Annotated in this window: 9 protein-coding genes; 6 read left to right on the top strand and 3 right to left on the bottom strand. The window is 59.5% G+C overall.

Annotated features, from left to right (window positions below; all coding sequences use genetic code 11):
* The first annotated feature begins 21 nt into the window (after positions 1-21).
* Genes O3S85_RS19715 through O3S85_RS19700 form a run of 4 tightly spaced genes read left to right on the top strand, consistent with a single transcriptional unit; the run spans position 22 to position 3,038 of the window.
* Positions 22-507 carry an NfeD family protein gene (locus O3S85_RS19715; protein ID WP_269542853.1) on the top strand — a complete coding sequence of 162 codons (486 nt, stop codon included), beginning with the start codon at positions 22-24 and terminating at the stop codon, positions 505-507.
* 39 nt (positions 508-546) lie between these two features.
* Positions 547-1,569: a flotillin-like protein FloA gene (gene floA / locus O3S85_RS19710; RefSeq protein ID WP_269542852.1), complete on the top strand. Its 1,023-nt coding sequence runs from the start codon at positions 547-549 to the stop codon at positions 1,567-1,569.
* 9 nt (positions 1,570-1,578) lie between these two features.
* Positions 1,579-2,322, top strand: a complete 744-nt coding sequence (locus tag O3S85_RS19705; RefSeq protein ID WP_269542851.1) for a DUF2059 domain-containing protein — start codon at positions 1,579-1,581, stop codon at positions 2,320-2,322.
* 11 nt (positions 2,323-2,333) lie between these two features.
* On the top strand, positions 2,334-3,038 hold the full coding sequence (locus tag O3S85_RS19700; RefSeq protein WP_269542850.1) for a hypothetical protein: 705 nt from the start codon (positions 2,334-2,336) through the stop codon (positions 3,036-3,038).
* Between the two features lies 1 nt (position 3,039).
* Here the strand turns inward: O3S85_RS19700 and O3S85_RS19695 are convergent, their stop codons facing one another.
* On the bottom strand, positions 3,040-6,081 hold the full coding sequence (locus tag O3S85_RS19695; RefSeq protein ID WP_269542848.1) for a hypothetical protein: 3,042 nt from the start codon (positions 6,079-6,081) through the stop codon (positions 3,040-3,042).
* A 172-nt stretch (positions 6,082-6,253) separates the two neighbouring features.
* On the opposite strand from O3S85_RS19695, the gene O3S85_RS19690 reads away from it, so the two are divergent.
* A complete protein-coding gene (locus tag O3S85_RS19690) occupies positions 6,254-6,835 on the top strand; it encodes a hypothetical protein (RefSeq protein ID WP_269542846.1) in 582 nt (193 codons plus the stop codon).
* Positions 6,836-7,064: 229 nt separating this feature from the next.
* Here O3S85_RS19690 and O3S85_RS19685 read toward each other — a convergent pair whose 3' ends face one another.
* A complete protein-coding gene (locus O3S85_RS19685) occupies positions 7,065-7,907 on the bottom strand; it encodes a helix-turn-helix domain-containing protein (RefSeq protein ID WP_269542844.1) in 843 nt (280 codons plus the stop codon).
* Positions 7,908-8,114: 207 nt separating this feature from the next.
* Positions 8,115-10,856 carry an FtsK/SpoIIIE family DNA translocase gene (locus tag O3S85_RS19680; RefSeq protein ID WP_269542843.1) on the bottom strand — a complete coding sequence of 914 codons (2,742 nt, stop codon included), beginning with the start codon at positions 10,854-10,856 and terminating at the stop codon, positions 8,115-8,117.
* Between the two features lie 274 nt (positions 10,857-11,130).
* On the opposite strand from O3S85_RS19680, the gene O3S85_RS19675 reads away from it, so the two are divergent.
* On the top strand, positions 11,131-12,084 hold the full coding sequence (locus tag O3S85_RS19675) for a type I phosphomannose isomerase catalytic subunit (RefSeq protein WP_269542841.1): 954 nt from the start codon (positions 11,131-11,133) through the stop codon (positions 12,082-12,084).

Genomic DNA, 12,084 nt, shown 5'->3' with positions numbered 1-12,084 from the left:
TCTAAACAACGAGCCAAGACCATGCTCCTCATCATCGGACTCATCATCGCCGCCCTCGTGCTGATCTCATTTGAGATCGTGGCACCCGGTGGCATTCTGGGCGTGCTGGGTGCCGTGGCGGTGATCGCCGCTGCCGCCGTCGCCTACGATGAATACGGGCTGATCCCCGCCGTGTTCACCCTGATTGCCTCCGTCGTGGTGATTGGCGTGATGGTCGTGGTCGAATTCAAAATGCTCGAAAAGTCTAAATACGGCAAACAGCTGTTCCTCCACAAAACCAGTGGCGGACGCATCCGCTACGGTCAGCGCAGCGACGATGGCCCGGAGGAAGACAGCCTGGTCGGCCAGCAGGGTGAGGCCGTGACGGCCATGGCCCCCAGCGGACGCGTCGTCGTGGGCGGCAAGAGCTACGAGGGCTTTTCGCAGAGCGGCTTTCTCAACAAAGGCGAATCCGTCGAGGTCGTAGGCCGCGACGCCTTCCGCATTGTCGTTAAAAAAATTTCGTGATAACTCAATTTAAGTAAACCTCAACACTGCACATCTATTATGGGAACCATCGGCACTATCGTTCTAGCCGTTCTCGGCTTAATTCTAATCGGGATGCTTTTCCTGGTCGCGTCGTTCTTCATGACGTTTTTGCGCTCGTATCTGTCGGGCGCGACGGTCGGCATCCCCACCCTCGTGGCCATGCGCCTGCGCGGCGTGCCTTACAAGCTGATCGTCGAAGCACGCATCACGGCGGTCAAGGCCGGCATCAGCATTGAGTCCGACCTGCTCGAAGCGCATTACCTGGCCGAGGGTAACGTCATCCAAACGGTGCAAGCGATCATCGCTGCCGACAAGGCCGGCATCACGCTGACCTGGGAGCGCGCCTGCGCGATCGACCTCGCCACCAAGGGCACCGGCAAGAGCGTGCTCGAAGCGGTGCGCACCTCGATTAACCCGAAGGTCATTGATTGCCCAGCACGCGAATCCGGTCGCACGACCATTGACGGTGTCGCCAAGGACGGTATCCAGGTCAAGGCCCGCGCCCGCGTGACCGTGCGCTCCAACCTCGACCAATACGTCGGCAGCGCGCTCGAAGAAACCATTATCGCCCGTGTGGGTGAAGGCATCGTTACAACGATCGGCTCCTCCGAGAGCTACAAGTTCGTCCTCGAAAACCCGGACCGTATTTCCAAGGTTGTGCTTGAGCGCGGCCTCGACACGGGCACGGCGTTTGAGATCATTTCAGTAGACATCGCCGACGTCGATGTGGGTACCAACATCGGTGCCAAGCTCCAGGAAGAGCAGGCCATCGCCAACAAAAACATGGCGCAGGCCCAGGCGGAAATCCGTCGCGCAGCCGCGGTCGCTCTGGAGCAGGAAATGAAGGCCAAGGTGCAGGAGATGCAGGCCAAGGTCGTCGAAGCCGAGGCCCAGGTGCCGCTGGCGCTCGCCGAAGCCCTCCGCACTGGCAAGCTCGGCGTCATGGACTATTATCGCCTCGAAAACATCCAGGCCGACACCGATATGCGCGAGTCGATCTCCAAGCCCGAACAGGGCCAGGGCGGCAACCAATACCAGTAAGCTAAGCCCATGAAGTTTTCTCACGCCATCCTGGCCGCCACCCTTTGCCTCGCGCCCATCGCGCAGGCCGAGGATGCGCAATACACGAACGAGATCGTCCTGCGTGGCGTGCTCGACCTGGGTGACTCGGTAAACTTCTCCCTAAGCACGCCCGGCGGCCAAACGACGCACTGGGCCGAAGTCGGCGGCGAGTTCCAGGGCTATGAGCTCGTGCGCTACGACCGCGAGCACAAGCAGTTGGTCGTCGCCAAAGACGGGCAGGAATACCGGGTCGGCCTCGGTGCCATGTCCGCGCCAAGTGGCCCCAGCGAAGCCGAACTCGCCAAAGAGCAGGCCGCTGAGCTTTTCCAAAATATCCGCTTCGAGGAGACCATCAGCAAGGTGCTCGATTCGCAGATGGAAGTCATGAGTAAATCCATGCGCCAGCAAATGGCGCAGATGGGCCAAACCGACGAGGAGCTGATGGCGTTTCAGGAAAAGGCGATGGCCGAGATGTTTAAGGAAATCGACTGGTCCTCCATGCAAAAAGGCATGGAAAAAGCCTACGCCGAGGTTTTCACCTCCGACGAACTGCGCGGCATGAACGAGTTCTACAGCACGCCAGCCGGCCAAGCCACGATCGACAAGGCCCCTGCCCTGCAGGCGCGCACGATCGAGGTGATGATGCCGCAGATCATGGAAGCCTCGGCCGCCATGCAGAAAAAAATGCAAACCTACATGGCCCAGCGCCACGCACCCGCAAGCAGCGAATGATTGGATAACCCATGGATAGCCTCGGTGAAATCATAGTCCCCATCATTGTCTTTGCCATCTGGCTGATTGGCCAGATCTTCGGCAAAAAGGAGGAGGAGCAGCAGGCACCGCCCCCGCAGCATCGGCAGGCCGCGCCGCCACCCACCCCTGCCCAGCAGCAGGACCACCGCGAGGAGCAATACCGCCGCCAACAACAGCAGCCGCAACCCGCCTCTGACGAGGAACGCACCCGCCGCATTCAGGAGGAAATTCGACGCAAAATCGCGGAGCGCCGCGGTCAACAACCCGCACCGCAACAAGGCCCGCCGCCACCGCCTCCAGCCCAACCGCAACCCACGCCACAGCGCAAACCGCTGGACTACGGGCACCCCGGCGAGTCCTCGCCTCCGCCGCTGCCAACCTACCAGGAGCACCAACCTATTCGCAATTACGAGGCCGAGCTCGAAGAGCAACGCCAGCGTGTCGAAGCAACCAAACGCCGGGCCGAAGAAGCCCGCCAAGCTGCCAAAGTGCGCCTCGGCAGCGTGATGGGCAACGATATTAGCTCCAGCGCGAAGACCGCCAAGGGTAAGAAACGCACCGGAGCCTTTGCCCAGCGTATTCGCAAGGGCCTCCGCGACCCCGAGGCCGCCCGCGAAGCTTTCGTCTACATGGAGGTGCTTGGCACCCCCGTCGGCCAACGCCGCGACGGTGCCATCCGCCGCAGCTGGGAATAAACTACGCAGCCTGTCGACGGCGCTTGATCACGATCAGCAGCACCGCGAAGGCAAAGACCAGTGCGTTGGCTGAGGGCTCCGGCACTGCCACGGCATAGCTGCTGAAATGCTCTACCGTAACGGTGATCACGCCGCCGTAGTATTCAAACAACGCGGAATCGTAGGGAACCCATTCCGTCTCGCCGTCGGCCAGATACCAGATACTGATCGTGGCTGCGTCCAGCCCCTCGCCCACTACAAACGACAGCGACGTCGTGCCCGTGATGGCGGACTCAAACTGATACGCGTCGATGACCGGGTTACCGTTGATATACGACACGTCTGACTTTGTCGCGGTAAAGCTCTGCTCGCCCGCATCACTGCCAAAGCCGACCACGAGCGCGTTGTCAAAGTAGCTGACGCGCTGGCCGCTCAAGTCCGACGGCGCGGTATCCGCCGTCACCACGGCACCTACCGTGAACTGTTGCGTGGCATCGTCCCAAAGGCCGCCAACAGCCGTCACCGTGCCGGAGTTGTAATACTCGCGTCCGTCGGCGATATTGATCGGCTCGTAGACGCCAGCTTCCAGCGTTGAGTCTGCCACCAGCGTCACGAGGCCCATATTCAGGAAGTCGCCCCAGCCGGGCTCGTCGGCCTGGCCGGTGTTGACCATGTCGTTGCCATCCACCGTCAGGTTCAGCGTGCCCGTTTCTTTAATGACCACATCCCAGCCGAAGTTAAGCTTACCGCCGTTGGCGACGTTGACCGTGCCAGTGCCACCGTTGCCAATCGTCAGGCTTTGATCACCGTTCCACTGCGAACCTGCGCCGTCGACATTGACCACGCCCACGCCCGTCGCGCCGTTACCCACGTAGCTTTGGGCACCGGTATTCACCACCCCGCCATCGAGGATATCCATCGTGCCCGTGCTCAGCACACCGATCGCAATATCTCCTGTTGAGTTTAATTGACCGCCGGTCTGCACGGTGATGTTACCCGTGGAATCCTCGACATAGGCGACATCAATGATTTGCGCATCCACGATGCCGCCGCTTTGCACCAACAGGGAGGCCGACCCACTATTGCCGAGGTTAAGGTCGTTATTTACGGTCAAGTGGCCGTTGCTTTCAACGGTTACGGAGCCAGTCCCCGATGCGTATAAGCCCACCTCCATGTAGTTAGTCGTTACGCTTGCGCTGTTGCTGACGGTTAAATTACCCATCCCATTTGTGCCGACTTCAATCGAATCGCTCAGAGTCAGGCTCGCACCGTTGTCCACCGTTACGTAGCCATCGCCCGCATTCAAATGTCCGATTCGCAAACGGTAACCACTGGCCGTGGAACCGTCATCGATTAACAGCGTTCCATAGCTTGCCCGTCCAACTGAAATCTCATCCGTGACGCCCAATTCAGACAGAACACCGGTGATGGTCGCACTTCCCTTTGCGTCCGGATGCGCACTAATGAAAAAGTCATCCGGATAAAGCAGGCCACCGTTTTGCACCAGGAGTTGATCATCCTCGCCGCCGTCCACGTAAAGAATGCGATCCGTCGTCCAGGAGCCGCCGGTCTCGACCGTCACCGATCCCTCTCCACCAAAAGCGCCAGCGATACCGTAGTCACTACTTACGGAGGCACCGTCGCTGATGGTCATTTGCCCGATGCCGTAGTAGCCGACCCGAATGTCTTCCACCACATCCATCGTGGTATCCGCGCCAGTCACCAACAGCTCGCCATCGGAGCCATCCTCGTAACCCACGGTGACATCGCCGCCCACATTGAATAGCGCGCCGCTGTTAATCGTCAGCTCGGCCAAGCCTGCATAGCCGACATCGACATCGTCCGCGACATCCACTTGGGTACCTGCGTCCGTGATCAGCCCGATACCCGTCGACCCCTCCGAATCGGCCAGGTAAAAATCATCCACATCGGCATAGGCACCATCGCTGAACGTTACCGAGCCATAGCCCTCGTCCCCCACGTATAAATTGTCGCCCAGCGTCAAGGTGGTGTTCGCACCGGTCACGGTCAAATAGCCCTCCGAGTCCGGATTGTAGCCGACGTAAATATCATCCGCGACGTCACCTTCTGCGCCGTTTTCAAGCGTCAGTTCCCCATAGCCATTGAGACCGACGAGGATGTCGTCATCGGCTTGGATGAGCGAATTCGCGCCCGTCACCATGCCCTCGCCCGTGGCCTCGGATTCGTAGCCAAAGATAATGTCGTAGCCATAAAGCGCGCCGCCATTGCTAATGTTTATTGAGCCGTAGCCGTAGTCGCCGATGATCACGTTATCGCTGACGTCCAACGAAGAATCCGCCCCGGTGACGTATAGATAACCTTCCGCATCGCCGTTAAAACCGAGGTCCACGAAGCTCGCCAAGACCGAGCCACCATCGCTGATCGACAGCGTGCCCACGCCGTTGCGGCCAACGATGAAGTCACCCGCTTCATTGTCCTCAATGCCCGTGAGCACCTCCAGTTGCGAGCCGGCCCCAGTCACCGTGATCAGGCCTTCGCTGCCAGCATAGGAGGCCACATTCATGATGTAGCTAGAGACGTAGCCACCAGTTTGCACGGTTAGCTCGCCGTAGCCGTCGTAGCCAACCTGCATCTTGTAACCGGCATTTATCTGCGCGCTGGTCTCCACCGTCACGTAGCCCGATGCGTCTGCATCGAAGCCAAGGACCAAATCCGACACCGCCGACACCAAGCCGTAGTCGCTGGCGGTCAGGTAGCCATTGCCCTCCACGCCCACACCTAGGTAGCTCGTGGTAAACGCCGAGCCGCTGCCGCTGACCGAAGCCGTGCCCGTCGCGCCGGAGGTTACCCCGATGCCGCCATTGGCCAGGGCCAGCACCGAGCCGCCATCGACGGTCAGGCCACCATCCGCAAAGACACCGATGCCGCCGTCGGTCGACGCGTCACCGCCATCGGACCAAAATGGTTCGGCCGGATCATAGAAGCCGGTGACCACGATCGTCGCGCCAGCGCCCAACGGGGCCAGGGTGGAGAGAACAGCGAGGCGCAAGCCCTGCCGGGAAAGATACTGTGAAAAGTTCATAGCTGAGTGATTGCCGTGCACCTGCCTGGTGCGGTCGTGCAATTTAGCAGACTTCGTCTTAACGCTGACTTAACGGCCCTGGAATTTTTTGCAGAAAATAAGCACCCTAGCAGCGGGCAACAATGCGCCGAGAAACCTTGTCATTTCGACGCTGCGCCTTGATGCTGCCCGCATGAAAAAATTGCTGAGTTTCCTGGCGCTGGCCGCAGTGCTGTTGCCCGCCGTCCAAGTGCATGCCGTCGACGCGATTGACAAGAAGGTCGTGGTGGACGTGCTCAACGAACGGCGCGGGGCCTATCTCTCGGGCGACCCAGCCGTGCTGATCCAGCAAGCCGCGCCAGACATCACGGTCACCATGATCTCCTCCATCGTCGAGGGCCCCGCCGGCACCCGCACCATGCGCCTGCCGCAGTACGTTCCCTTTCTCAAGGAAGCCTTCGCCAACACCGAATATTACGGCTACAACTTCAAAGGCGTAAAGGCGCAGATCGCCGATGACAACCTGTCGGCCAAGGTGTTCGTCGATGTCGAGGAAGATGCCCGCGTGCAAGGCCTGCCGATCAAGGCGACCAAGGCCATCATCCTGACCCTCGTACTTGATGAAGGCGACGTGAAGGTCACCGCGCTCACCGAGAAGATCGAATCCGTCGAAGCCGGCATCCAGCTCAGCCGCAAAAAGCAAGCATCCGAAGCCGCCGCAGCCCCACAATCCTCCAGCGGTGCCGGCCAGTCCGCCGTCAAGATCGGCGAGTAGACGAGCAGAACGATTTTCTAAAACAGGAAGATCGGGAAGAACGGGAAGCGGTGAGTTGAATGATTCACGCTTGAGCACCAACGGTGCTGATTCAGCCTAGCCTGGGGTTAGTGAAAGTAGCAACGCGTCTGGAGCGTAGCCCTACGCACCGAACTCAGTTCACGAAAACCTGCTGGCTTCGAGCCACAAACTTTCCGGTCTTCCCGATCTTCCTGTTTAGGAAAACGCACTACGGATTATACGGGCCGGTCTCTTTAAAATACCAGCGGCCCAAACCGCTCATCCCATCGGCGCGGTACTCGCGGCCATTGATGCGCACAGCGATGTTTTCGATGTTGGAGGCCACGATCATGATCGGGCCATTCGCTGTAAAGGGGATGTCTTCGCCGGCTTCGAGTGAACCGGAAGCCTCGCGGATGCGCTCGCCGCCGTTGACGGTGTTGACCACCACGCTGGTGTCGCCCAAGCCGATCAGGACAACGTTCATCGGCGCGTTCGCGGCGGCGCTATTACCTGGACCACCGCCACTGTTATCCGTGATGGTGGTCTCGGTGCCCGGGTCGGTCTCTTCCGGGTCGCTGGAGAAAATCGACTGCACAAGCAGGGTCAGCAAACTGAAGATGACGAATACCGCCACGAATATGATGCCGACCTTCCAATAAAGTGAGGTGTCGGCCTGCTGTTCCATGCGCTCGGCGGGCTTGGACTCCGGGTTCTTCGGCTCCTCGTGATCCCCAAAGGGGGGCGTGGACTCACTGCTACCCAGCGGCGTCGTGCGCTCGGGGAGGTCCATCCGGCCAAAGAATTCGCGCGAATCGCTGCGCTTGTGCTTGCTGCGCCCGAGCATCGCGGCCTCGAAGTCCGCCATGATTTTGTCGGTGTCGAGCTTGAGGTAGCGCGCGTAGAGCTTGAGGAAGCCGCGCTTGTAAACATCGGGCAGGTCGAAGTCGAAATTGTTGTTTTCCAACGACAATAACAGGTCACCCCGGATTTTGGTGGCCTCCGAGGCCTCCCTAATGGAAACCCCCTGTCGCTTGCGCGCTTCTTCTAATCTGTCCCCGATGTTCGGCATTAACCCCTAGAGTTGTTGATAAATATCGCCAAGGCGCAAGACGGAATTAATCCGACTCATGAATATCGTCGCGTCATAAGGCGTTTATTGCCAGAATATACGCGATTTTTCCAGTCCTGTAGGTTTTCCCTCATGCTATCCCTAAAGACGATTTACCGGATATTGACACATCATAAGGACCGCCGCAGAACTCCCGCGGCAGTGACATTAATCCATGGGCTCGAGGATTTCGCGCGGGCTGGAGCCGTTGTCCGGACCGACGATGCCCTCGTCTTCGAGGATTTCCATGATGCGCGCGGCGCGATTGTAGCCGATCTTGAGCTTACGCTGCAGGAAGGACGTCGAGGCGCGCTGATGTGTTTTAATAATGTTGATCGCTTCGGGGACCAGTTCGTCGTCGTAGTCGCCACCAGCACTGCTGCCGCCGTCTTCGCCGCCGGATTCGATTTGCTGCTGGACCTCCTCCGCGTATTCGGGCTCGCCGTTTTGTTCCTTGAGGTAGTCGACGATCTCATTGATCTCCTCGTCCGAAACAAAGGCACCCTGTGCGCGGACCAGATTACTCGTGCCGGGCGGGATAAAGAGCATGTCCCCCTTGCCAATGAGCGCCTCAGCACCCTGCTGGTCGAGGATCGTGCGGCTGTCAACCTTGGACGCCACCTTAAAAGAAATACGCGTCGGCAAGTTCGCCTTAATCACACCCGTAATGACGTTTACCGACGGGCGCTGCGTGGCCAAAATCAAGTGGATACCAGCCGCGCGCGCGAGCTGCGCCAGGCGGGCGACGCCGGTCTCGATGTCCTGCGGAGCCACCATCATCAAGTCGGCCAACTCGTCGATAATGCAGACAATGTAAGGCAGCTTCTTCTCCGGGATCTCAAAAATATCGTCATCGCGCGGGACTTCGAGTGTGGCCTGCGCGGCGCGCTCTTCGGGCGTCATATCGCCGCCCTGCTCGCGCTCCAGCGCTTCCAGCTTGGCCTGCTCCTCCTTGTCCTTGGAGAGCTTTTTGTTGAAGCCGGCGATGTTGCGCACGCCCACCTTGGCAAAAATCTGGTAGCGGCGCTCCATCTCGTTGATCAGGTATTTGAGCGCGCCGGGGACCTTTTTCGGGTCGGTGACGACAGGGATCAACATGTGGGGCAGGTCGTTGTAAACCTGCATTTCGACCACCTTCGGGTCGACCATGATGAAGCGCAAATCCTCGGGCCCCGCGTGGTAAAGCAGCGAGGCAATAACCGCATTAATACATACCGTTTTACCCGAGCCGGTGGAGCCCGCGATGAGCATGTGCGGCATCTTGGTGAGGTCTTCCACGATCGCCTTGCCCGTCACGTCCTTGCCGAGCACGACGGGGATTTCCGCCTTGGCGTTGGCCCACGACTTCGACTCGACGATTTCCTTCATGCAGACCGGCTTGGGGAAGCGGTTCGGCACCTCGACGCCCACCGTGCCCTTACCCGGCACCGGCGCAATGATGCGCACCGCGTCCGCCTTGAGGCCTAGAGCGATGTTCTTGTCGAGATTCAGAATTTTTTCCACGCGGACACCGGGTGCCGGGGTCACTTCATAGCGGGTGATCACGGGACCAGTCAGCACCTCCGCCGGAGCAACTTTGACGTTAAACTCCTCCAGAGTCTGGACGAGCTGTGCGGCCATTTCCTCGTAATTTTGCGGGTCTTCCTTGGCGCTGGCGGGCGGGTCGGCCAGCAGGCTCATTGGCGGGAAAATGTAATCTCCACGGCGGTCCGGACGATCGTCGTCCGCCTTTTCCGTCTGCTCACTTTCGACAATGGTGATGCCGCCCACGCGGCGCACCACGGAGCCGTCGTCGTTTTTATCGGCAATTTTGCGGAAGGGTGGCGTCGTGGATTTACTAAAGGGCGACTTCGTGCTGCCGTCCTTGTTCTTAAAGGGCGGCGTCGTGCTATTGGGCCGCGGTGGAAGCGTAAACGGGGCCCGGGTTTCCTTCGACTTGTCGGGCGCGCGTGGAGGAGGCGGCGGTGGTAAATCGTCCGCATCCTCTTCCTCAAATTGCTCGGCCTCGATGTCGAACTCCTTGGCATCGGGGATAAAGTCATCCACCGCCGGCTCGGGGCCGCCCAAAATCGATTCTCCCGCTGGCAAGGGCTTACGCGGGTTCTTGGGACCGTCGTCTGCCAAAATCGCCTTCTTGGTCGAAGGTGGCTTCTTGAGGGATTTTCTTTTCTCCTCGGCCTCGGCGGCGCGCTTGGCCTCCAGCTCCTCACGGGCCTTTTGTTTCTCGAGCACGGCCAGCTCCTTGGCTTTGGCGTCGGCGCGGACTGCCGCCCGCTCCTGGCGTCGGCGGAAGTAGGCCCCAATGTTATCCGTGAACAAAAACAGCGCGCTAAAAAGCGTGGTCGCAGACAAGAGCAGCGCATTGCCGAAATCGCCTAAATAATGGAGCGTGTATTGGTTGCACAGCGCGCGGCCAGCCAGACCGCCCATGCCCTGCGGGAACGAGCTCGACTCCGGTGCCTCGACGACCTTCTCGACCTGGACCCCGCCCGAGCTATCCACCGGCTCCTTGCCCCACTGGTCAAAGAGCGCGGCAATCCCCGTCAACGACAGGAAGAAGACCACCATCGAAAGATACAGGCGCAAACGCACGCGGTGTGCCCGCTTAAAGATCAACAGCGTCGACACCCAAATGAAGGCCACCGGCACGAGCCAGGACACCACGCCAAACAAACGCAGGAGCAGCGTGGAAGTCGTTGCGCCGATCTCACCAGCGAGGTTTTTCGTGTTTTCGCCCTCAGCACCCGCCACGAATTGACCGGACTGCGCGGGCTCGAAATCAATCATTGCCACCAGCAGGAACAAGCCCACCAGGAGCACGACCAAGCCCAGCAAAGGACGTGATTTCTCCCGCGGTGCGAAGGACTTCTTTTGAGGAGCGGATTTAGTTTTTTTGCCGGATGCGGCCATAATTACGTAAAGTGATCAAAATACCCAGCGGTCAGGCGAAAACAAGCTATAAGGTCACAGCGCAAACCATCATGGAGTTTTCACGGGCAAAAGCGAAAGCGAAAAAGGAATCTTTTCAACGTAGACTAAGCATTAACCCCCAACCGCACATCCGGAGATCCCTAGGCTCAACAATGATAATTCGGTATCGCTTCGAACGAGCCCAACTTACCAATCTGCCCAACTCGTAAGGCCTAACTTGACCCCGCCACATGGGTAATTAAGCTGTGCTCCAATGCGATTCATCTCCTTTGAACCAATTTACCAACAGCGCGTTTGGGGCGGCCGTGGCCTCGAATCCAAACTGGGCCGCACCCTGCCCGACGAGCAGCCCTACGGCGAATCCTGGGAAGTCGTTGACCGCCCGGAGGCCCAGAGCCTGCTGCATGGCGGCGGCTACGATGGCTTGACGATACGCCAGGCACTCGAAACCGCCTCAGCCCAGATCATGGGCCCGGGCTGGGACGCCACGACCCCGTTCCCTATTCTCGTCAAATGGCTGGATTGCCAGGATCGCCTGAGCCTGCAGGTCCACCCACCGGCAGACATCGCCCCCAGCCTGGGCGGCGAGCCAAAGACGGAAAACTGGTATGTCGCCGAGGCCGATCCCGGTGCTGGCCTGATCGTTGGCCTGAAAAAAGGCGCGACCCGTGAGGAGTTCGAGCAACGCCTCAAGAACGACACGCTCGAAGAATGCGTCCACCGCATGCTCGTCCAGCCGGGTGAATCCATGTTTGTCCGCAGCGGCCGCCTGCACGCGATCGACGGCGGTAACCTCATTCTCGAAATCCAGCAAAACTCCGATACGACCTACCGCGTTTACGACTGGGGCCGCGTCGGGCTGGACGGTAAGCCCCGCCAACTGCACGTCGAGGAGTCGATGAAGTGCATCAACTTCGACGACTTCGAGCCGGAGACCATCAAGCCGCAACCCGGCGAACAAACGCTGGTCGAAAGCGAGATTTTCAACCTCACCAAGCACGAGCTCAAGGCCGGCGAACGCATGGAATTTGCCGCCAACGACGAGCCGCGCCTCCTCAGCGTAACCGTCGGCGGCTTGCGCGACGTGGAAGACGGCGCAGAAGTCAGCACTGGCGTGAACGTGCTTTTGCCCTACAATACGGCCTTCACCTTTGTCGCCGCCGAAGACAGCGTCGTGCTGATCACGGATGCCTTTGCCCGCGCTTAA

Source organism: Cerasicoccus sp. TK19100, assembly GCF_027257155.1.
Taxonomy (GTDB): domain Bacteria; phylum Verrucomicrobiota; class Verrucomicrobiia; order Opitutales; family Cerasicoccaceae; genus Cerasicoccus; species Cerasicoccus fimbriatus.
The sequence above is the reverse complement of the archived record's forward strand: the minus strand, read 5'-3'. Positions and strand labels throughout refer to the sequence as shown.

Coding starts and splice junctions, on each gene's coding strand:
- O3S85_RS19705 (WP_269542851.1), top strand. CDS start 1,579: ATGAAGTTTTCTCACGCCATCCTGGCCGCCACCCTTTGCCTCGCGCCC.
- O3S85_RS19700 (WP_269542850.1), top strand. CDS start 2,334: ATGGATAGCCTCGGTGAAATCATAGTCCCCATCATTGTCTTTGCCATC.
- floA (WP_269542852.1), top strand. CDS start 547: ATGGGAACCATCGGCACTATCGTTCTAGCCGTTCTCGGCTTAATTCTA.
- O3S85_RS19715 (WP_269542853.1), top strand. CDS start 22: ATGCTCCTCATCATCGGACTCATCATCGCCGCCCTCGTGCTGATCTCA.
- O3S85_RS19675 (WP_269542841.1), top strand. CDS start 11,131: ATGCGATTCATCTCCTTTGAACCAATTTACCAACAGCGCGTTTGGGGC.
- O3S85_RS19680 (WP_269542843.1), bottom strand. CDS start 10,856: ATGGCCGCATCCGGCAAAAAAACTAAATCCGCTCCTCAAAAGAAGTCC.
- O3S85_RS19690 (WP_269542846.1), top strand. CDS start 6,254: ATGAAAAAATTGCTGAGTTTCCTGGCGCTGGCCGCAGTGCTGTTGCCC.
- O3S85_RS19685 (WP_269542844.1), bottom strand. CDS start 7,907: ATGCCGAACATCGGGGACAGATTAGAAGAAGCGCGCAAGCGACAGGGG.
- O3S85_RS19695 (WP_269542848.1), bottom strand. CDS start 6,081: ATGAACTTTTCACAGTATCTTTCCCGGCAGGGCTTGCGCCTCGCTGTT.